This window comes from Verrucomicrobium spinosum DSM 4136 = JCM 18804, assembly GCF_000172155.1.
Classification (GTDB): domain Bacteria; phylum Verrucomicrobiota; class Verrucomicrobiia; order Verrucomicrobiales; family Verrucomicrobiaceae; genus Verrucomicrobium; species Verrucomicrobium spinosum.
The window spans coordinates 1068623-1087176 of record NZ_ABIZ01000001.1; the positions used below are offsets into that span (position 1 = coordinate 1068623).

Below are 18554 nucleotides of genomic sequence, written 5' to 3' on the forward strand. Positions count from 1 at the left end.
GTCGGAGATGTAGCGTTGGCGTGGAGGAACCGGTGAGTAAGGGCTCTGTGGTTCACATTCCGCCGGGAGTGGTTCACGGGGCCCGCGGCAAGATGCGGGTTCTGGTGGTGGGCATTCCGGATATTGCGGAAGACGACTGCTTTGAAGTTGCCGATTCTTTGCGCCAGCAGCGCTGCGACACCGAGGAAGTGGTGTCCGGATTTTCCCGGCTTTTGTCCGATGCCACCCAGACGAGTGGGGAGCGCATTCCGTAGGATGGCGCAGGCTTTGAGATTAGATTCATTCCACGGCGGGATTTCTTTTCGGATTCGACACGGTCGTGATCTCCGGCGCGGAAAAGACCATTCAACAGCTCTGGGGGTTGAGCGCGGAGATGCATGGGCTGGCGATGGGGGCGGCACTCTGGGGCACGGTGGTGGGCTCCCTTGTGGGAAGCTTGCCTGCTGACCGGTTCGGGCGGAAACGAACGCTCCTGGTCATCGGGGTGCTTTTCCTGGTCGGGTCCGTGTGGTCGGCCTTCGCGAACGAGGTCTATTCCTTCATGGTGGCGAGGTTTCTCGGTGGCATCGCCATCGGGGTGTCCACCGTGGCCGTGCTCCGGCAGGTGCATCCCGGAGCGGGGGAGGCGGAGTTGAACGCCATGGCTGAGGGGCTTACGATGTCCACCGGCGAACGCTCTGTCTCCAGCCGCGGGTTCTGGAGTCGGGAGATGCGCACGCCTATCCTCATTGCGTTCTTTTGCCGCGGTGCTCACCACGGTCTTTCCCCTGGCTGTTACCGCCTTTCATCCGGGCGCGGTGTTCCTCTTTTTCTGCTTCATGATGATCCTCCAGCTGGTCTGGGTGCGGCTGATGGTGCCTGAGACCAAAAACCGCTCGCTGGAGGAAATTCAGCAGGATCTGGTGGGAGGGCAGAAGTCCTGATTCAGTGCTGCCCTCGTTCGAGGAAATGGAATTGTGTGCCGGGAAGACCACCGGGGAATGGCTGGCATCCGATTGAATGCAAAGACGTTAGCATGCGTCCATCTCAGTCAACCGCAGCGGATGCTGGGCAAGTTCGCGCCTCTATTCAGGGAGGTGGACCACTCCGGCAGCCCCTCCTTCAGACCCATCCCTATGAAATCTCTCCTCACGTTAGGCATGGCCCTTGCGGCCACCCTGTTGTTCAGCAGTTGTTATCACCACTACCCTCACCATGGTCACGACCATGGTCGCCGTGATTTCAATCGCGAGCGTCATCATTGGAAGAAACATCACCATGACCATCACGACCACCACTGAGAGGCTGCCTGAACCTGAGGGAACCCCGGACACTGTGCAGCGCCGGGTGGGTGAAAGCTCCGTGCGCTGCTCAAAAAGCGTTACGGGAAGGCCGCCGCGCTGTGTTAACATGGATGTGAATTCAGATTGGCGGCCATGAGCAGAGCGCGGCTTGGATTGATAGCTCTGGGATTGTTGCTGGCGTTCGGGACGGCGGGAGCGGTCCGGAAGTGGTGCCAGATGGAGGTCAGACCCCGCGTGGCGATGTCGGAGATCAAACTCTTCAACTGTGATTTTGTGGAAGGGAGTACGAATACGGTGCGCATTCCGGGGGGCATGGTCTCCACGATTCAGATCAAGGAAAATTCCAAGGTGCCAGTGCGGATCCTGGGACTCGGGCTCGATCCGGCGGCGGCCCGACCCTGGAGCATCCAATTTCGGTCCGGGACGCCCCTTTCCTCGGCGGCCAAAGACGGGATGGTGAAAGATCAGCTCCTGTTTGACCAGACCACGAAAACAACAGAGCAGACGCTCAGGGTGGGCTCCCAAGGTGGCAAGATAGTGATTGAGCACCGGCACGAGCGCGGACCGGTGCTCCTGATCCTGGACTAAGATTCACAATCTCTCGGCGAAGTGACTCTTATCTCATTCTTTTAAATGAACCTGCCATGCCCAGATGTTTTTATCCAAACAGGTTCCAAGCCCTCCCGCGAGATTGTCTCACTGGGGGCGCGCCACCATGAGGCTGGTATTGGTCGGCATGTTCAGGTAGCCGATGCCGAAGCTCAACGGACGGGGGCCTTGCTGTTGCTGGGCGCTGAGGAGGTCCGGCTGCTCATACTCCTTGAAGATGTCCTGCACGCCCTGGTAGTTGCCGTAGAGGTTGACCTTCCAGTTCTGCTCGATGAGGCTGCGGTAAGGCACCCCGCTGGGGTCTTGCACGAGGCCACGGCTTTGCATGAGGATGAAGTTGCGCACGTTTGAGAAGTAGGATTCGTGCATGAGGTAGGAGGCGCTCTTTGCCAGGGTGGCGGGACGGCCCAGGCTGGTGGCGTAAAGCAGGAAGGGGCTGTTGGGCTTCAAGGCGTCGTTCGACAGGTTCTGCGTGAAGTAGTAGATCCGCTTGGGGCCGTGGGGGCCATTGATGCGAATGAGCAGGCCCGGTGACGTGCTCTGGGTGGCGGCAGAGACGACGGGGGTGCCGTTGTCATCCAGTCGGGCAGCCTCGATGGACTCCACCACGTGGCCGGTGCGGGCGATGAAGACCAGGAACACGGGCAGGACCCCGCGGAAACGGGAGGCCTGCAGATCCTGGCGCATCTCCTTGGTGATGAAGTAGGAAAATTGCAGGACGGTATCGAGCGAGTTCCAGAGGCTGTCCAGACCCACATCGATGTCCGCCTCCGTCACCGTCTCCCACGCAGGGAGGGGATCGCAGGCCTCCAGGCCGCACATCAGGTAGGTTTCTGAGTACGGAAAGAAGACACTGGCGAAGAGAAAGTCCGGACCGCTGAAGGGGTAGAAAACGGCCGGACTGTCGCGGAGGTCACTCATCTCCGATTGTGCCCACTGATTCACGGGGCGGCCGTGACGCCACTCGAAGTCGCGCCAGAGGGAGTTCATGCGCAGGGAATGGTTCTTCCAAGCGACAGAATTGCGCAGATTGCCAAAGGCGTCCTGCCCGTTCACTGGCGGCATGCCTGCCAGGAACCGGGCGGTGTCATTGAGCGCTGCCGACGCCACCGGCACGGCCAGGCCCGTGGCTGCGGGAAACAATTCCCCATCTTCCGCCGGTTCTGCGCGGAGCACCTGAGTGCCCGTGCCAGCTGGTTGCGTCGGCTTGGAGCTGCCGCAATGGGTGAGGGTCAGGAGGGGGAGGGAGACCAGCAGGGTCTGGAGAAGAGGGAGTATGCAGGGACGCATCGCGCGCGAGACTAGCAGAGAACATGACAAGAGGAAGCGCAAAACCGTGCTTCTGCTGGCCAGGCCTGCCCTGGCATGCTACAGAGCCCCCGATGCCGCCCGACCGTCTCTCCTTCACCGCCGCAACGGCCATCGTGGTGGCCAGCATGGTCGGCACTGGCGTGTTCACCAGCGTTGGCTTTCAACTGGCGGACATCCCTTCCGGTTTTCCCATCCTCATCCTGTGGTTGATCGGGGGCGTGGTTTCCTTGTGTGGAGCGTTTTGTTATGCGGAGCTGGGGGCCATGATGCCACGGTCCGGCGGGGAGTACCATCTGCTCTCCCGGGCGTACCACCCGCTGGTGGGATTTCTGGCGGGGTGGATCTCCCTCACGGCTGGATTTGCCGCCCCCATCGCCGCCGCCGCCAAGCTCTTCGGCAGCTACACGCATGGCATTGTGCCGGGCTTGAATGAGACCGCGCTTTCTGTGGGCCTGGTGCTTGTCATCATGGGGGTGCAGCTCTGCCACTTGAGGTTCATCGAGCGCTTCCAGCTTGGCTTCACCATCCTGAAGGTCACGCTGGTGATCTCATTCATCTTCGGTGCGTGCTGGCTGGGTCAGGGGCGTTGGGATCTGCTGCAACCCCGCCCGGGTGACGGGGTTTATTTCCTCAGCAAGCCTTACGCCGTGGCGCTGGTGTTCGTCATGTACGCCTACGCCGGGTGGAATGCGGCCTCTTACATCGCCGGCGAAATCGAGAACCCGGCAAGGAACCTGCCGCGGGCGCTCATCATCGGAACGTCAGCGGTGACCTTTCTTTATATCGCCCTGAACGCGGTCTTTCTGGTGGGCGCGCCGTGGCAGGAGATGACGGGCAACATGCAGAGTGCCCTCATCGCCGGGCGGGCCATCTTTGGCCAGCGCGGTGGGGATGCCATGGGGACGCTCATCGCCTTCGGCCTGGTGGCGCACGTCAGCGCCATGCTCTTCTCCGGCACACGGGTGCTCCGCGTGATGGGACAGGACAGGCGCATCCTGCGCTCCATGACCTACACGAATGCGGTGGGTGCGCCCTGGCTGGCGGTGCTGGTGATCACCGTGGTGGTGCTCACTCTCATGCTGACGGGCACATTCGACCAGCTCCTGTTGTACATTGAAACCCTTCTGCTCGGCTGCTCCCTCCTGTGTGTGCTGGCCGTGCCGTGGATGCGCTGGCGTCAGCCCGGCCTGGAGCGCCCCTTCCGGGTGCCTCTCTATCCGCTGCCTCCGCTCATCTTCGCCGCCGTGGTGGGCTGGATGTTGTTTTCCCTGGTGATCCGCCGCCCGGTGGAAACCGCGTGGGGCGCAGCCACCCTGGTGGTGGGTGTGGTGATTTATTTCCTCGATAGAGCAGGACGCCGTCCGGAGCCCGGTGCAGAGTCATGAAGCTGGAGTTCCCGGTTCTCCGCCACGCCTGGCACGGTCTGGTTCACGTGGTGAGGACACAGCGGCACGCCCTCTGGCATGCGCTCGCCTCACTGGCTGTCGTTGGCCTCGGCATCGGGTTGCAGGTGTCCCTCATCGAGTGGCTCGCGCTGATCCTGGCCATCGGGTTGGTCTGGGTGGCAGAGATCTTCAATACTGCGTTGGAGATCGCCTGTGATGTCATCACAAAGGAGCCTCACCCTTTGATCGGCCTCGCGAAGGACGTCGCTGCCGGAGCCGTACTGGTGGCCGCGTTCATTGCGGCTGCGGTAGGAGCGGTGGTGTTCGTGCCGAGGTTTTGGGAGATGTGGAGGCCTTGGGTGTGAGTGATTTATTCTCACACGAAGGCACAAAGGCACGAAGGTTTTTGTAGAGCCCCTCTTCAGTTTGCGATGCGTCGAATGCCGTTCTTGAGCACTTCCTCCCCAAAATTGATGAGAAGACCGAGGCGACAGTTTGCGAGCTTGAGATAGGTGAGGAGTTGTTTGGCATGCACTGGACTCATTTTCTCCAGCGACTTCAACTCGACAATGAAGCAACTGTTGACGATCAGATCAGCCCGGAAACCCATCTCGAACTTGATCCCCTCAAACACAACGGGAATCGCTTTTTCGCGCTCCACTTGATAGCCCAAGTCCTTGAGCTTCTTCTCAAGAATTACCAGGTAAACGCTCTCCAAGAGTCCTGGTCCGATCGCCATATGGATCTTGATTGCTGAATCTACTACATCCTTGGCGATTCTCTCAAGCTCTTCAGTTATTTCATCACTCTTCGCACAAACTATTCTGGACTTCCAGTCATCAGAACCTTCGTGCCTTGGTGCCTTTGTGTGAGAATCTTCATCTCCCGTCAGCGAGATGTGCCCTGCCTTACCTCAGCCTTGTGAAGTGCTGAGGGTTCGCACGGAACCACGAGCAGAGCCCCATCGCCAGAGCTTTTTCCAGCTGCCGGAGATCTTCTGTTTCTTCCTTTAGATCGTCCTTGCCGCTCAACAGGGCGAGCTGATCATGGTCATGGTCGTGATCATCATCATCGTGATCGTGGTCATGATCATCCTCGTCGTCGGAATGAGGTATATACGAGGCGTCGATTTGGCGGCGGCGCTCGGTGATGTCCACAGCCGGGATGGCGGCACCAAAGAATTTACGGGTGGCACTTGTCAGGATGTTGCCTGCATTTGGGTGTCCAATCTCAAAGAAATCCTGGATCTGATCCGCTGCGAATTTGCCGCTGGCCTTCCAGAAGTAATGCGGCAGTCCGCCGTTGTTGAGCTCGGAGGTAAACCAGTAGAATCGCACCGCCATCCTGCGGCCTTCGTTCAAGTTCGGATAGGTTGCTTTTCGCCATTCAGGCTCAATGTCCTTGGCGAAGATGTAACTCAGTCGGGGTAGGCCCTCCGGTTGCCGATCAAATTTTTGCCAACTCGGGGTGAAGAATCGCATTGGAGTGTGTCAATGTCGCCACTTCCCAGCCGGGGAGCAAGTCCCAATCGTGACTGGGTCCAGAGGGATGAATCCTCAAAACCTGCGTGCCTTTGTGCCTTCGTGTGAGAATATTCCCGTCCCATGTCGTCCCCTGGCTCCTACATTTCTGAACTCACCTCCCTTCTCGGCCCCTCCTGTGTCTCTGTTGAAGAGCCCGTGCTGGCGGTGCACAGCACGGACAAGTGGTTTGCCTCGGCCCGGCCGGATGTGGTGGTCTTTGCCGAGAGCTCAGAGCAGGTGAGCGCGCTTTTCAAGTTCGCTTCAGAGCGGCGCATCCCGGTGACGCCGCGTGGTGCAGGGGTGGGGTATGTGGGGGGCTGCGTGCCGCTCCAGGCCGGCATCGCCCTCTCTCTGGCGAAGATGAACCGCATCCTGGAGATCAACGAAGCGGATGGCGTGGCCGTGGTGCAGCCAGGGGTGATCACTGGTGACCTCCAGAAGGCGGTGAAAGAGCGCGGGTGGTTCTACCCGCCCGACCCGGCGAGCCTGAAGGAATGCTCCCTGGGAGGCAACATCTCCACCAACGCCGGGGGGCCGCGCTGCCTGAAGTACGGGGTGACGCGGCCCTATGTGCTGGGCTTGGAGGCGGTGATCCCTGACGGCACCATCCTGAGAGCGGGCGGTCGTTGCCACAAGAACAAGACTGGCTTTGATCTCGTGGGTCTGTTTACGGGTAGCGAGGGGCTGCTGGGCGTGGTGACCGAGGCGACCCTGCGCCTCATCCCCCATCCGCCCCTGCGTGCGATGCTTTCCGTGGGCTTTGCCACCTTTGCAGAAGCGGCCGCCGCGGTGCAGCGGATCCTGGGCAGCGGACATCTGCCGTCCGCCCTGGAGATCACCGACAGCTTCACGCTCCGGGCCGCCCGTGACTATGTGGGTGAATCCGTGCCAGAGGGGGAGGCCCACCTGCTGGTGGAGGTGGATGGCCAGGAAAACACGGTGCCGCTGGAGTTGCAGGCCATCGAGAGCCTGTTGAGAGGCCTGGGCGCGGTCTCCATCAGTGCCGCGGTGGGTGATGCGGAGTGTGAAAAATTCTGGACCCTGCGCCGTGAGTTCTCCTACAGCCTGCGGGCCACGGGGCTGATCAAGCTCAATGAGGACATCGTGGTGCCGCGTGGCCGCCTGGTGGAGCTGGTGAGTTTTGCCTCCAAGCTGCAAGAGGAGAGCGGCTTCCCCGTCGCGTGCTTTGGCCATGCCGGGGATGGGAACATTCACGTGAACGTCATGGTGCCGGACATGGAAGATCCGGCCCAGCGGGAGCGGGCAGAGGTGGCGTTGGACCGCCTCTTCCATCACGTGCTGGCATTGGGCGGGGCCATTACCGGGGAACACGGCATCGGCATCGCTAAAAAGCGCTGGTTCCCTGAGGCCATCGGAGCCGGGGCGCTGGAGGTGCACCGCCGCCTCAAGGCTGCACTTGATCCGCTTGGCATCTTGAATCCCGGCAAGTTCGTTCCATGATGGGGAGGAACGGGGCGCGTGACCTTGGTCGCCCGGCCTATTTCCCCTCAGCTTTTTATCGTCTCTCGCTACTGCCAAATGGATTGCCCACAGGAAGATCTCGTCAGCGGACTGCTCAAGTCCTACCAGGAAGTCGGCGGCATCAATCACCTCGATTGTGCCAACCTGCCCTCGAAGCGCGTGATTGCCTCCCTGTGTGAGGACCTGCTCCAGCTGCTCTTTCCCGGCTTCTTCGCGGAGGAGGCGGTATCCACTGCAGAGCTGCCGCTCATCACCAATGAGCTGGTGCAGAGCATCCGCGACCGGCTGGCGGACGAGATGGAGCACAGCTTCCGCCTCGCGGATCCCAGCCATACGGACAACCGCACGTGGGCTCATGAAGTGGCCTGCCAGTTCTTCAAGAAATTCCCCGTCGTCCGCAGGCTCCTGCAGACGGATGTGGAGGCGGCCTATGATGGCGACCCTGCGGCGAAGAGCTACGACGAGATCATCCTCGCCTATCCGGGGCTGGAGGCGATTGCCATTCAGAGGCTTTCCCACATTCTGTACCGGGCCGGTGTGCCGCTGATCCCACGCATGATGACGGAGTGGGTGCACAGCCGCACCGGGATCGACATTCACCCCGGGGCGCAGATCGGCTCCCATTTTTTCATTGATCACGGCACGGGCGTCGTCATCGGTGAGACCTGCGTGATCGGCTCTCATGTGAAGCTGTATCATGGTGTCACCCTTGGGGCGCGCAGCTTCCAGAAAGATGAGGACGGACACATTGTGAAAGGCACCAAGCGGCATCCCAACGTGGAGGACCATGTGACGGTGTACCCGAATGCCATCATCTTGGGGGGGGATACCACCCTGGGGGCACGCAGCACCATCGGAGCCAACGTTTTCTTGATGAAAAGCATCCCGCCAGACACTTTGCTGGTGATGGCAGATCAGGTGCAGCGTACTTATGACAAGACGGCCCGCCAGAAGCCCCTCTCGCCAGACGAACGGCCCGACATTGGCTTGTAACAAGGGTGTATCGGGTGACACCGCCGTCGCTTGCAATGGGCCAGATTATGCTACCCTCTGCTTCAGATGATTCCCAAGACGGCCCAGCGTCAGATGTGGTTTGAGTTTTTGGAGAAGCTGGTCACTCCGGCCTCGACCTCGGTCGGGCAGGCGGAGGGGGAACTGGAGCAGTGCTGCGATCACGGCCACGATCATCAGGAGGAGCCTGAGTCTGAACGCGATGATATGGGGTCTGCAACAGCCCCCTCTTCGGCAGCTCCCTTGTTCCGGGGACGGGATGCGGGGCTGGAGACCGAGTCCCGGCGCTGGTTGCTGAGCCTGGGCATGACCGAAGGGGCAGGGAAGGTGCAGGTGGTGTGGAATGCCAAGCTGCGCAGCACGGCTGGCTACGCCCGGTGGCCCCAGTGGCTGGTGGAGCTGAATCCCCGGCTGGTGGAGTTTGAGGGGCAGGTGGACCGGACCCTGAAACACGAACTGGCGCACCTTATCGCCTATGCCCGGGCGGGGCGGCGGCGGATCGAGCCTCATGGTCTGGAGTGGCGTCAGGCCTGTGCAGATCTCGGCATCCCTGATGAAAGTGCCCGTCACACCCTGCCGCTGCCGCGGACGAAGCAGCAGCGGAAGTTTGTTTACGCCTGCCCTGCCTGCCAGATGATTGTGGAGCGGGTGAAACGTTTCCGTCGGCACACGGCGTGCCTGGCCTGTTGCCGCAAGCACAACCGGGGTGCGTTTGATCCGCGCTTCCAGTTTGTGCTGGTGCATCGGAAGGAACCGGGCGACCCCTGAGCGAGCTGGGTTGAGTCCCATTAAAAAAGCGGCGCATCCCGGTGGAGATGCAGCCGCTAGATAAAGTAAAGAGGAGGGGGGGTCGCTCAGCGATCAGTTTTCGTCGCCGAGGGGGTAGATATCGGCACCTTCCGGCACCGCCCCGTTGCGGATGCCTTCCAGACGCTTGCGGCTGCCACGCGCGGAGGACGGCCGGTTGGCGAGGCGGGAGACGATCTCCGTCACGGTGGGGGCCACGAGGAGGGCACCGGTGGCCAGCAGGGCCACTGAGGCGATGTTGGAAGACTTGCGTGACATCCCACGACCGAAAAGCATGCCGAGAGCGCAGCCCGCCGCGGCGGATGCGGTGGCAACAGCATAGGTGTTCAGTTCGGAGTCGTTCCAGCGCTGAGATGCAGGGGTCATGACTAAAACTATACGCTGGCAACTGCCAAAACGAAAACAGAAATTCACGTTTGAGGTTGAGGGCGATGGTCCTAGGGTACTCTCCCTCACGTATTCCGGGTTTGTCCCGGTGTCAGCCACCCTTACCGTCATGAGTACACCTTCCAGTCCCGCCCGCACCTATGCCCTTGTTCTTGCCGGGGGAAGCGGTCAGCGGTTCTGGCCGGTCAGCCGGGATCGTTTGCCCAAGCAGCTCCTGCGCTTGTTTGATGAGAAGACGCTGCTGGAGCATACCATCAACCGTCTCGCTGGGGTGGTGCCCCGGGAGAACATCCTCATCCTGACCAACTGCCAGCAGGTGGAGGGCGTGCGGGAAGCCTTGCCTGATTTCCCGGCGGAGAACATCATCGCTGAGCCTGAGAAGCGGGATACCGCCCCGGCTATCGCATTGGCGATCGCCTGGGTCGCCGCGCGGGACCCGCAGGCCACGATGATGGTGCTGCCCTCCGACCACCTCATTCAGGCCACGGACGAGTTTCAGCGGGCGTTGCGGACGGCTTGTGCGGCGGCGCAGAGCGGGGGAAATCTGGTCACGATCGGCATCAAGCCCACCTGGCCCTGCCCCAGCTATGGCTACGTAGAGCGCGGTGCCCGCCTTGACGATCCCGCTGCCGATGGCGTGCCGGTGTATGAGGTGGTGCGGTTTCGGGAGAAACCGAGCGCCAGCCTGGCGGAGCAGTTCCTGGAGCAAGGGCACTTCACGTGGAACGCCGGCATGTTCTTCTGGACGGTGCCGACGGTGAGGGAAAATTTGACCCAACACTGCCCGGAACTGGCGGACTTCATCCATGCGCTGTCCACCGCAGAGGACTTTGACGCGACGATGAAGGAGCGGTTTCCGAAGCTGACGAAGCTCTCCATCGACTATGCCCTGATGGAGAAAGCCCCTTGTGTGCTGAATGTGGAGGCCACCTTTGACTGGGACGATGTGGGCAACTGGACCTCAGTGGGAGCGTACCTGGCCAAGGATCACGAGGGCAATCAGCACAACTGCCTGCTCAACCAGATCGAATCCACCAACAATCTCGTGTTTTCCCAGACGCCCCAGCACATTGCGTTGCTCGGCGTGCATGATTTGATGGTGATCTCCACTCCAGACGCCCTGCTGGTGGCGCACCGCAGCCAGGCAGAGCGCATCAAGAAGCTGGTGGACGGGCTTCCTACGGATCTCCGCTAGGGCGGAGAATTGCGTTCCCTGGCAATTGAGGGCACCCTTTCAAGGCATGCGCACGCTCGGCATTGATCATGGCACGGTCCGCATTGGGCTGGCTCTCAGTGATGAACTGGGCCTGGCCGCCCACCCTCTGAAGACGCTGGACACGAGCCCCAGCGTCGAGCAGGAGATCGCGGAAATCGTGCGGCAGAAGCGCGTCACCACCGTGGTGCTGGGACTGCCCCTGCGCATGGATGGGCATCGCGGAGAAGCGGCCACGCGGGTGGAGGCCTTTGCCGACCGCCTGAGCAAGGCGCTGCGTCACGAGGTGACGGTGAAGTTCGTCGATGAACGTCTCACCAGCGTGGCGGCGGAGCGCAGCCTGGGTCTGGAGGGCAAGCAGAAGACCAAGGAGCAGAAGAAGCTGGTGGATCAGGTGGCGGCGGTGGCCATCCTTCAAGATTACCTGAACACCCAGGCGGGCGGCGATGCCTGGCTCCTGCCGGATGAGCCTGACTTCCGCTGAGGAGGGGTGGTTGTTTCCTGATGCTATTTGCCCCGCGCCACATGTCGTTTCGCCGGCTCAAGCTCACGATCGCCTATGACGGCCGCCCCTGGAGGGGCTGGCAGTCCCAGGCGAACAGCGTCACGGTGCAGGACCAGGTGGAGACCGCGCTCCGTGATCTCACCGGCACCCAGGTGAATGTGCAGGGCTCCGGGCGCACCGATGCTGGTGTGCATGCCCTGGCCCAGGTGGCTCATGCCGATGTGCCGGATGCGCTGAAGATGGGCCGGGAGGCGTGGGTTCGCGCCCTCAACGTCCGTCTGCCCCAGAGCATCCGCGTCATGGATTGCGAGGATGCGGCAGGGGAGTTCCACGCCCGGTTTGACGCTGTGGGAAAGATCTACTGCTACCGCCTGTGGCGTGGGGACGTGATGTCCCCCTTTGAGCAGGGGCGGGCCTGGCACGTGTACGGGGCGCTGGATCTGGACCTGCTGCACCACGGGGCGGGGATTCTCACGGGAACCCACAATTTTGCCAGGCTTTCCGCGAACCGCGGGGGCATGAGCGAGGACGAGCGGCGGGAGGATGCGGAAGCGCTGACCCGCACGGTGCGCCGCATCGACATCATCCCGGAGGGCGAGGTGATCCGAATCGAGTTCGAAGGCGACGGTTTCCTTTACAAGATGGTCCGCCTCATGACGGGCAGTCTGGTGCAGGTGGCCCGGGGGCGGGAGCGCCTGGAGTGGCTGAGCGATCTGGTGGGGGATCCCTCAGGGCTCAAGAGCAACCAGTGCGCCCCGGCGGATGGCTTGTATCTGGTGAAGGTGTTTTACGCTTGAACCGGCGGGGGTGTGTTGTACAGCCCCAGCGCCTGGAGGGCGGAGCAAAGGACATCGCCTGCCTTGTTCTCGTAGGGTCGCTTGGGCCGCAGCACGGGCCAGCCCCGACTTGCGCCGATGGCCTCCAACTCCGCATTGGGGTGCACGAGCACGCCGTGACCGGCGAACCCCAACAGCGGCAGATCGGCAGCACTGTCGGAGTAGGCCCACGAGTCCTGAATCTCATCCGCTGTCGCTGCGGCCACCGCAGGCACCGCCTTCTTCATCGCTGCGATCTTGGCCTCGCGCTTGTTGTTGATGCCCAGCACCACGGGCAGGGCGGGCATGCGCTCGGAGGGCTGGACCTGGGTGGCGATGCAGTGGTCAAAGCCGAGGGCCTTGGCGATCTCATGGGCATACACGTCCGGGCTGGCGGTGTTGAGGATGAGGACGCGCCCTGCCTCCCGATGCCTCGCCACCTCGGCCATCAACTCTGGATAGGCCCAGGGGCGCACCACTTGCAGGGCAAAGACGCGAGCGTGCTCTGTGAGCGCCGCGCTGGAGAGTCCTTTCATGTAACCCATGAAGGCCCGCTTGGCCATCACGGTCGGCAGCACCTTGGCCGCCCGGAGAAGCGCGATGGGCGCAAAGCGGAGCAGATAAGCCGTGCGACCGCGATCCTGTTGCAGCATGTGATTCGCAAACAACGCCTGCGTGTCAAAAGGCAGCAGCGTGTGATCGAGGTCAAAGAAGGCGAAACTGGGCATCGCCGAAGGGTGGCGACGATGTGAAGGGAGTCAATGGGCGGGAGTCAACAAGAGCGAGGGATTGCCGACAGGTGTGGGTTCGTCCTACTCGCCCCTGACCGCACCTGTAGGGCAAGCGGCCCGCTTGCCGCGAGCGTCCCCTGACTGAGGCAACCGGAGCGGTCGCCCTACAACCCAGAGGGTTGATGGCTGGGGAAGCGAGGAAGTGGCCAAATAGGTACAAGGTCATCCTCCTCGCCCCTGACCGCACCTGTAGGGCAAGCGCCCCGCTTGCCGCGAGCGTCCCCTGACTGAGGCAACCGGAGCGGTCGCCCTACAACCCAGATGGTTGAAGGCTGGGGAAGCGAGGAAGTTGCCAAACAGGTACAAGGTCGTCCTCCTCGCCCCTGACCCCACCTGTAGGGCAAGCGGCCCACTTGCCGCGCGCTGCCCCTGACTGAGGCAACCGGAGCGGTCGCCCTACAACCCAGAGGGTAGATGGCTGGGGGGCGAGGAAGTGGCCAAACAGGTACAAGGTCGTCCTCCTCGCTCCTGACCCCATCTGAAGGGCAAGCGCCCCGCTTGCCGCGAGCGTCCCCTGACTGAGGCAACCGGAGCGGTCGCCCTACAACCCAGAGGGTAGATGGCTGGGGGAGCGAGGAAGGGGCCAACAGGTACAAGGGCGTCCTCCTCACCCCTGACCGCACCTGTAGGGCAAGCGCCCCGCTTGCCGCGAGCGTCCCCTGACTGAGGCAACCGGAGCGGTCGCCCTACAACCCAGAGGGTAGATGGCTGGGGAAGCGAGGAAGTTGCCAAACAGGTACAAGGTCGTCCTCCTCGCCCCTGACCCCACCTGTAGGGCAAGCGCCCCGCTTGCCGCGAGCGTCCCCTGACTGAGGCAACCGGAGCGGTCGCCCTACAACCCAGATGGTTGAAGGCTGGGGGAGCGAGGAAGTTGCCAAACAGGTGCAAGGTCGTCCTCCTCGCCCCTGACCGCACCTGTAGGGCAAGCGCCCCGCTTGCCGCGAGCGTCCCCTGACTGAGGCAACCGGAGCGGTCGCCCTACAACCCAGAGGGTTGAAGGCTGGGGGAGCGAGGAAGTGGCCAAACAGGTGCAAGGTCATCCTCCTCGCCCCTGACCCCACCTGTAGGGCAAGCGCCCCGCTTGCCGCGAGCGTCCCCTGACTGAGGCAACCGGAGCGGTCGCCCTACAACCCAGAGGGTTGATGGCTGGGGAGCGAGGAAGTGGCCAACAGGAGCAAAGTCATCCTCCTCGCCCCTGACCCCACCTGTAGGGCAAGCGCCCCGCTTGCCGCGAGCGTCCCCTGACTGCCCTTTCCCGACATGCCCAACGCCGAGACTCCTGGCCAGACGCACAAGCGTACTTATGTGGTGACGTCCTCCGCCAAATGTCCCGCAAGATGATAGAAAAGTGCGCCGGGGAGCGTAATTTCCATCCGTACCCTCATCGCACGCGGGACGGAACAGGTTTCCCTAAAACCCGCTGATAATGAATTGTTTACGAATGGATCTCTTCAGCTCCTCCCGCCGCCGTTTTCACGCGCAGTTGCTGCCGGTGCTCATGGTGGCGCTTGGGGCGACTTCCGTGGTCGGGGCGGAACTGCCTCTGCCTGAGCATCCCGGTGCTGTCATCTACAAAAAGATGTGCCTGGACTGCCATGGCGCGAAGGGCGAGGGCGTGGCGGGCAAGTACGACGAGCCGCTGCATGGTGATCGCACCCTGGAAGCCCTGGCCAAGCGGATTGACCGCACCATGCCTGAGGATGAGCCGGAACTGCTGGACGCGGCGGGTTCTGCCCAGGTAGCGGCCTACATTTACGACGCTTTCTATTCGCCGGCGGCCCAGGCGAAGAACCATCCTGCGCGCAAGGACCTGACCCGTCTGACGGTGGCCCAGTACCAGACCTCTGTGGCGGATGTGGTGGGGCGTTTCCGCCCCGGTTCTGACCGCCCGCCCGGCAAGGAACGGGGGCTCAAGGCGCGCTACAATGGCTTCATGCTGCCTCAGGCGGAGCCAGACTTCGTGGGCCCGCCCGCTGAAGCCAAGGAGGATAAGAAAGACCGCCCCAAGCATCGCTTTGAGCGGGTGGATGGCCAGGTGGCTTTTCAGTTCGGCGCAGACAGCCCGGACAAGGCGGTGATGGCCAGCGATGAATTCCGAGTGCGCTGGGACGGTGCCGTGATCGCCCCGGACACAGGGAACTATGAGTTTGTCATCAAGACGCAGAACGGGGCCCGTCTGTACGTCAACAACAACGACACCCCCATCATTGATGCGTGGGTGAGCAGCGGCCCGGATGTGCGGGAGGAGAAGAAGACCATCTTCCTGCTGGGCGGGCGGAGCTACACATTCACGCTGGAGTTCTTCAAGTACCGGGAGGACGCCTCTTCCATCCAGTTGATGTGGAAGACTCCACACGGTGTGCTGGAACTGATCCCCCAGCGCTATCTCACGCCCAACGGGGGCGGCATTCACATGGTGGTGAACACGACCTTCCCCGCGGATGACCGGAGTGAGGGCTATGAACGTGGCGCGGGAGTTTCCAAAACCTGGGAGCAATCCACCACCGATGCCGCCATCGAGGTGGCGGAGCATGTGGAGAAGAACCTGGACCGTCTGGCGGGCACCAAAGCCGGTGCAGGGGATCGCGTGGACAAGCTGAAGGAGTTCAGCCGCAAGTTCGCGGAAACGGCCTTTCGCCGCCCGCTCACGGATGAGCAGAAGCAGATCTTTGTGGACGCGCAGTTTGCCAGGTCGCCCACGCCTGAAGTGGCGGTGAAGCGGGTGGTCATGCTCTCGCTCAAGTCGCCTCGTTTCCTCTATCCCGACCTGAGTGAGCTGGAGCACCCGGATGACTTCACCGTGGCTTCACGACTGGCGCTGGAACTTTGGGATTCCATCCCGGACGGTGGTCTCACCCGCATGGCGGCAGAGGGCAAGCTCAGAGATCGGAACAGTGTCGCCGCCGTGGCCCGCCGGATGATCGCTGACCCCCGCGCCAAGACCAAGCTGCGCGGTTTCTTCCACCACTGGCTGGAGCTGGATCGCGCCAGCACGATTGCCAAGGACGCCAAGACCTTCCCGGGCTTCAATGAGAAGGTGCTGGCGGATCTGCGTGAATCGCTCTGGATGTTTGTGGACCAGATCGTGTGGAGCGAGAAGTCTGACTACCGTGAACTGCTGCAGGCGGATTACCTGTGGATCAATGACGTCCTGGCCAAATTCTACGGCAAGGGCGACGCCGCAGCACCCACGTCGGAGTTCCAGAAAGTGAGCTTCGGGAACGGGCAGCGCACAGGGGTGGTGACGCATCCCTACCTGATGGCCGCCTTTGCCTACAACAAGGACACGTCGCCCATCCATCGCGGCGTGTTCCTGACGCGCAACATTGTGGGCATGTCCCTCAAGTCGCCGCCCATGGCGGTGGAGTTCGAGGACAGCCACTTCGACCCCACGCTGACCATGCGGGAGAAGATCACGGCAATGACGAAGGACAACGCCTGCATGGCGTGCCACTCAGTGATCAACCCTCTGGGCTTCAGCCTGGAGAACTACGACGCGATCGGCCGCTGGCGCACACAGGAGAAGAACAAGCCGGTGGATCCCGCCGGACACTTCGCCAACGAGCAGGGCCAGACCATCCAGCTCAGCGGCGCCCGCGACATCGCCAGCTATGCCGCCAACAGCGAGAGCGGGCACCGCACCTTTGTCCGGCACTTGTTTCATCATACCGTGAAGCAGCCGGTGGCGGCCTTCGGTGATGACACGCTGGAAACGCTGCGTGCCAAGTTCACCAAGGAAGGCTGCAACATCCAGAAGCTGCTGGAAGAGATTGCCGTGATCGGAGCCATGGATGATGTGCCGCCGCCTGCGCCTCCGGCTCCCAAACCGCAGCCCGCCCCACCTGCACCCGCGCAGAACCCGGCCGCCCAGAACACGCCGCCACCGGCACCTGCGGCTGCGCCTCCCGCCCCTGCTCCTGCTCCTGTTCCAACCCCCAACACCCCACCCCCCGCCAAATCATGAAAGCCCTGAACCGCCGCCAGTTCCTCCGCGACCTTGGAGTCTCTGCTGCCACGCTGCCGTTCATCGCCGGTCTGCCCAGCTTGACGGGCGCTCCGATGCCCCAGCGTCGTCAGCGGGTGGTCATCATGTTCTCGCCCAATGGCACTTTGCCGGCCGATTTCTGGCCGGACAAGGAGGGGGCAGACTTCGAGTTCAAGTCCATCCTCAAGCCGCTGGAGCCTTACAAGGACCGCACGCTCATTCTCAATGGCGTGTACAACAAGATCCGTGGCGATGGTGACCAGCACATGCGTGGCATGAGCTGTCTGCTCACTGCGAGTGAGCTGATGCCTGGCAACATCCAGGGTGGCTCCGACAAGCCTGCTGGCTGGGCGGGCAGCGTCTCTATTGATCAGGAGATCAAGAACTTCCTGCAAGGGCGTGCCGAGACGAAGACCCGTTTTGGCTCGTTGGAGTTCGGCGTGGCGGTACCGAATCGCGCTGACCCGTGGACCCGCATGAGCTATGCCGGGGCCAACCAGCCCATCGCGCCGATTGATGATCCGTACCAGATGTTTGCCAAGCTCTATGGCAAGATGAAGGACAAGGACAGCCTCATCAGCGTGCTGGACGACGTCAGTGCCGATCTCAAGAAGATCTCCAGCAAGCTGAGCGCCCGGGACAAGGCGCTGCTCGACCAGCACATGATGCTGGTGCGCAATCTGGAGCAGGAGTTGCAGAACCCGGCGGCAGATGCGGCCCTGCAGCACCCCATGCCTGAGCTGGATCCCGGCATTGAGCTGGTGAACGACAACACCCCGGAGATCAGCCGCATGCAGATTGACCTGCTGGTGAATGCCCTTTCCAATGACATGACCCGGGTGGCGACCCTGCAGTACATGCGCTCTGTGGGACAGGCGCAGATGCGCTGGCTCGGTGTGGAGGACGGGCACCACTCGCTCTCCCACGATCCAGATGACAACAAGGACTCCTACGAGAAGCTCAAGAAGATCAACACCTGGTTCTGCGGCGAGCTTGCCTATCTGGCGAAGCGCCTCTCCGAAACGCCCGAAGCGGGCGGCGAAGGCAGCATGCTGGATAACACCCTGATCGTCTGGACCAACGAGCTGGGCAAAGGCAACTCCCACACGCTGGACAACATCCCTTGCGTGATCGTGGGTGGGGCTCCCGGCTTCAAGATGGGCCGCCACCTGAAGCTGGACAAGGTGGCCCACAACCGCCTCTGGATGACTCTGGCGCACGCCATGGGGCATCAGGACCTGAAGACCTTTGGCAAGGCCGGGCTCTGCGAGGGCGGGGCGTTGAATCTCGCCTAGCGGCAGACCATCGCTGCTGGCTTGCAGTGACAGCGAGTTTGGGATAGGCATGGGGAAAACCTTCCCATGCGTCATCCTTTTTTACTCTGGTCAGCCAGCGCGGTGTTGTCGTTTGCTGTCCTCCCGGCACAAGAGCTTCCTCCCGCTGAACT

Annotated in this window: 20 protein-coding genes and 1 pseudogene; 14 read left to right on the plus strand and 7 right to left on the minus strand. The window is 62.1% G+C overall.

Annotated features, from left to right (window positions below):
* The first annotated feature begins 47 nt into the window (after positions 1–47).
* A complete protein-coding gene (locus tag VSP_RS04105; RefSeq protein WP_198141310.1) occupies positions 48–254 on the plus strand; it encodes a cupin domain-containing protein in 207 nt (68 codons plus the stop codon).
* Between the two features lie 23 nt (positions 255–277).
* Positions 278–586: pseudogene (locus VSP_RS43800) on the plus strand (MFS transporter); the annotation flags it as partial.
* Here the strand turns inward: VSP_RS43800 and VSP_RS43805 are convergent.
* Positions 532–717: a hypothetical protein gene (locus VSP_RS43805; RefSeq protein WP_343123273.1), complete on the minus strand. Its 186-nt coding sequence runs from the start codon at positions 715–717 to the stop codon at positions 532–534. The pseudogene VSP_RS43800 and the gene VSP_RS43805 sit on opposite strands and share 55 nt — an antisense overlap.
* An 80-nt stretch (positions 718–797) precedes the next feature.
* On the opposite strand from VSP_RS43805, the gene VSP_RS43810 reads away from it, so the two are divergent.
* Complete coding sequence (locus VSP_RS43810) at positions 798–923, plus strand: MFS transporter (protein ID WP_343123274.1); 126 nt, start codon at positions 798–800, stop codon at positions 921–923.
* 210 nt (positions 924–1133) lie between these two features.
* Here the strand turns inward: VSP_RS43810 and VSP_RS41905 are convergent, their stop codons facing one another.
* The gene (locus VSP_RS41905) at positions 1134–1391 is read right to left on the minus strand and encodes a hypothetical protein (protein WP_009958952.1); all 258 of its coding nucleotides are present in this window, start codon (positions 1389–1391) and stop codon (positions 1134–1136) included.
* Positions 1392–1415: 24 nt separating this feature from the next.
* Between VSP_RS41905 and VSP_RS04125 the strand changes: the two genes are divergently transcribed.
* A complete protein-coding gene (locus VSP_RS04125; RefSeq protein WP_157210727.1) occupies positions 1416–1871 on the plus strand; it encodes a hypothetical protein in 456 nt (151 codons plus the stop codon).
* 108 nt (positions 1872–1979) lie between these two features.
* Here the strand turns inward: VSP_RS04125 and VSP_RS04130 are convergent, their stop codons facing one another.
* Positions 1980–3182, minus strand: a complete 1203-nt coding sequence (locus tag VSP_RS04130; protein WP_009958954.1) for a hypothetical protein — start codon at positions 3180–3182, stop codon at positions 1980–1982.
* Positions 3183–3274: 92 nt separating this feature from the next.
* Here VSP_RS04130 and VSP_RS04135 point away from each other — a divergent pair, with 92 nt between their 5' ends.
* Together VSP_RS04135 and VSP_RS33810 are read left to right on the plus strand one after the other, a co-directional pair.
* On the plus strand, positions 3275–4588 hold the full coding sequence (locus VSP_RS04135) for an APC family permease (protein WP_009958955.1): 1314 nt from the start codon (positions 3275–3277) through the stop codon (positions 4586–4588).
* On the plus strand, positions 4585–4953 hold the full coding sequence (locus VSP_RS33810) for a diacylglycerol kinase family protein (RefSeq protein ID WP_009958956.1): 369 nt from the start codon (positions 4585–4587) through the stop codon (positions 4951–4953). The genes VSP_RS04135 and VSP_RS33810 overlap by 4 nt, the downstream gene beginning before the upstream one ends.
* Before the next feature lie 56 nt (positions 4954–5009).
* Here VSP_RS33810 and VSP_RS04145 read toward each other — a convergent pair whose 3' ends face one another.
* Both VSP_RS04145 and VSP_RS04150 read right to left on the minus strand, forming a co-directional pair.
* Positions 5010–5411, minus strand: coding sequence for a GxxExxY protein (locus tag VSP_RS04145; RefSeq protein ID WP_343123275.1), 402 nt, complete (start codon positions 5409–5411; stop codon positions 5010–5012).
* Positions 5412–5496: 85 nt separating this feature from the next.
* Entirely contained in the window at positions 5497–6069 is a 573-nt protein-coding gene (locus VSP_RS04150; protein ID WP_009958961.1) for a DMP19 family protein, read from the minus strand.
* Between the two features lie 123 nt (positions 6070–6192).
* Between VSP_RS04150 and VSP_RS04155 the strand changes: the two genes are divergently transcribed.
* From VSP_RS04155 to VSP_RS38895, 3 genes are all read left to right on the plus strand, one after another.
* Entirely contained in the window at positions 6193–7572 is a 1380-nt protein-coding gene (locus VSP_RS04155; protein ID WP_009958962.1) for an FAD-binding oxidoreductase, read from the plus strand.
* Between the two features lie 78 nt (positions 7573–7650).
* A complete protein-coding gene (gene epsC / locus VSP_RS04160) occupies positions 7651–8586 on the plus strand; it encodes a serine O-acetyltransferase EpsC (RefSeq protein ID WP_009958963.1) in 936 nt (311 codons plus the stop codon).
* Positions 8587–8652: 66 nt separating this feature from the next.
* Positions 8653–9372, plus strand: coding sequence for a SprT family zinc-dependent metalloprotease (locus VSP_RS38895; RefSeq protein ID WP_009958964.1), 720 nt, complete (start codon positions 8653–8655; stop codon positions 9370–9372).
* A 93-nt stretch (positions 9373–9465) separates the two neighbouring features.
* Here VSP_RS38895 and VSP_RS04170 read toward each other — a convergent pair whose 3' ends face one another.
* The gene (locus VSP_RS04170) at positions 9466–9777 is read right to left on the minus strand and encodes a hypothetical protein (protein ID WP_009958966.1); all 312 of its coding nucleotides are present in this window, start codon (positions 9775–9777) and stop codon (positions 9466–9468) included.
* A 130-nt stretch (positions 9778–9907) separates the two neighbouring features.
* Between VSP_RS04170 and VSP_RS04175 the strand changes: the two genes are divergently transcribed.
* From VSP_RS04175 to truA, 3 genes are read left to right on the plus strand one after another with little or no spacing between them, the layout of a single operon-like run.
* Positions 9908–10993: a mannose-1-phosphate guanylyltransferase gene (locus VSP_RS04175; protein ID WP_009958967.1), complete on the plus strand. Its 1086-nt coding sequence runs from the start codon at positions 9908–9910 to the stop codon at positions 10991–10993.
* A 46-nt stretch (positions 10994–11039) separates the two neighbouring features.
* Complete coding sequence (ruvX, locus tag VSP_RS33820; protein WP_009958968.1) at positions 11040–11495, plus strand: Holliday junction resolvase RuvX; 456 nt, start codon at positions 11040–11042, stop codon at positions 11493–11495.
* A gap of 41 nt (positions 11496–11536) precedes the next feature.
* Positions 11537–12313, plus strand: coding sequence for a tRNA pseudouridine(38-40) synthase TruA (truA, locus tag VSP_RS04185; protein ID WP_009958970.1), 777 nt, complete (start codon positions 11537–11539; stop codon positions 12311–12313).
* Here the strand turns inward: truA and VSP_RS04190 are convergent.
* Positions 12304–13059 carry an HAD family hydrolase gene (locus VSP_RS04190; RefSeq protein WP_009958972.1) on the minus strand — a complete coding sequence of 252 codons (756 nt, stop codon included), beginning with the start codon at positions 13057–13059 and terminating at the stop codon, positions 12304–12306. The genes truA and VSP_RS04190 overlap by 10 nt on opposite strands.
* A 1489-nt stretch (positions 13060–14548) precedes the next feature.
* Here VSP_RS04190 and VSP_RS04195 point away from each other — a divergent pair.
* Together VSP_RS04195 and VSP_RS04200 are read left to right on the plus strand one after the other, a co-directional pair.
* A complete protein-coding gene (locus VSP_RS04195; protein ID WP_157210728.1) occupies positions 14549–17086 on the plus strand; it encodes a DUF1592 domain-containing protein in 2538 nt (845 codons plus the stop codon).
* Complete coding sequence (locus VSP_RS04200; protein ID WP_009958974.1) at positions 17083–18402, plus strand: DUF1552 domain-containing protein; 1320 nt, start codon at positions 17083–17085, stop codon at positions 18400–18402. Before VSP_RS04195 ends, VSP_RS04200 begins: the two co-directional genes overlap by 4 nt.
* Positions 18403–18554: the final 152 nt, after the last annotated feature.

Excerpts from the sequence above, each read along its gene's own strand:
- VSP_RS41905 (WP_009958952.1), bottom strand. The coding sequence starts at position 1,391 with ATGTTAACACAGCGCGGCGGCCTTCCCGTAACGCTTTTTGAGCAGCGC.
- VSP_RS04125 (WP_157210727.1), top strand. The coding sequence starts at position 1,416 with ATGAGCAGAGCGCGGCTTGGATTGATAGCTCTGGGATTGTTGCTGGCG.
- VSP_RS04130 (WP_009958954.1), bottom strand. The coding sequence starts at position 3,182 with ATGCGTCCCTGCATACTCCCTCTTCTCCAGACCCTGCTGGTCTCCCTC.
- VSP_RS04135 (WP_009958955.1), top strand. The coding sequence starts at position 3,275 with ATGCCGCCCGACCGTCTCTCCTTCACCGCCGCAACGGCCATCGTGGTG.
- VSP_RS33810 (WP_009958956.1), top strand. The coding sequence starts at position 4,585 with ATGAAGCTGGAGTTCCCGGTTCTCCGCCACGCCTGGCACGGTCTGGTT.
- VSP_RS04150 (WP_009958961.1), bottom strand. The coding sequence starts at position 6,069 with ATGCGATTCTTCACCCCGAGTTGGCAAAAATTTGATCGGCAACCGGAG.
- VSP_RS04155 (WP_009958962.1), top strand. The coding sequence starts at position 6,193 with ATGTCGTCCCCTGGCTCCTACATTTCTGAACTCACCTCCCTTCTCGGC.
- epsC (WP_009958963.1), top strand. The coding sequence starts at position 7,651 with ATGGATTGCCCACAGGAAGATCTCGTCAGCGGACTGCTCAAGTCCTAC.
- VSP_RS38895 (WP_009958964.1), top strand. The coding sequence starts at position 8,653 with ATGATTCCCAAGACGGCCCAGCGTCAGATGTGGTTTGAGTTTTTGGAG.
- VSP_RS04170 (WP_009958966.1), bottom strand. The coding sequence starts at position 9,777 with ATGACCCCTGCATCTCAGCGCTGGAACGACTCCGAACTGAACACCTAT.
- VSP_RS04175 (WP_009958967.1), top strand. The coding sequence starts at position 9,908 with ATGAGTACACCTTCCAGTCCCGCCCGCACCTATGCCCTTGTTCTTGCC.
- ruvX (WP_009958968.1), top strand. The coding sequence starts at position 11,040 with ATGCGCACGCTCGGCATTGATCATGGCACGGTCCGCATTGGGCTGGCT.
- truA (WP_009958970.1), top strand. The coding sequence starts at position 11,537 with ATGTCGTTTCGCCGGCTCAAGCTCACGATCGCCTATGACGGCCGCCCC.
- VSP_RS04190 (WP_009958972.1), bottom strand. The coding sequence starts at position 13,059 with ATGCCCAGTTTCGCCTTCTTTGACCTCGATCACACGCTGCTGCCTTTT.
- VSP_RS04195 (WP_157210728.1), top strand. The coding sequence starts at position 14,549 with ATGAATTGTTTACGAATGGATCTCTTCAGCTCCTCCCGCCGCCGTTTT.
- VSP_RS04200 (WP_009958974.1), top strand. The coding sequence starts at position 17,083 with ATGAAAGCCCTGAACCGCCGCCAGTTCCTCCGCGACCTTGGAGTCTCT.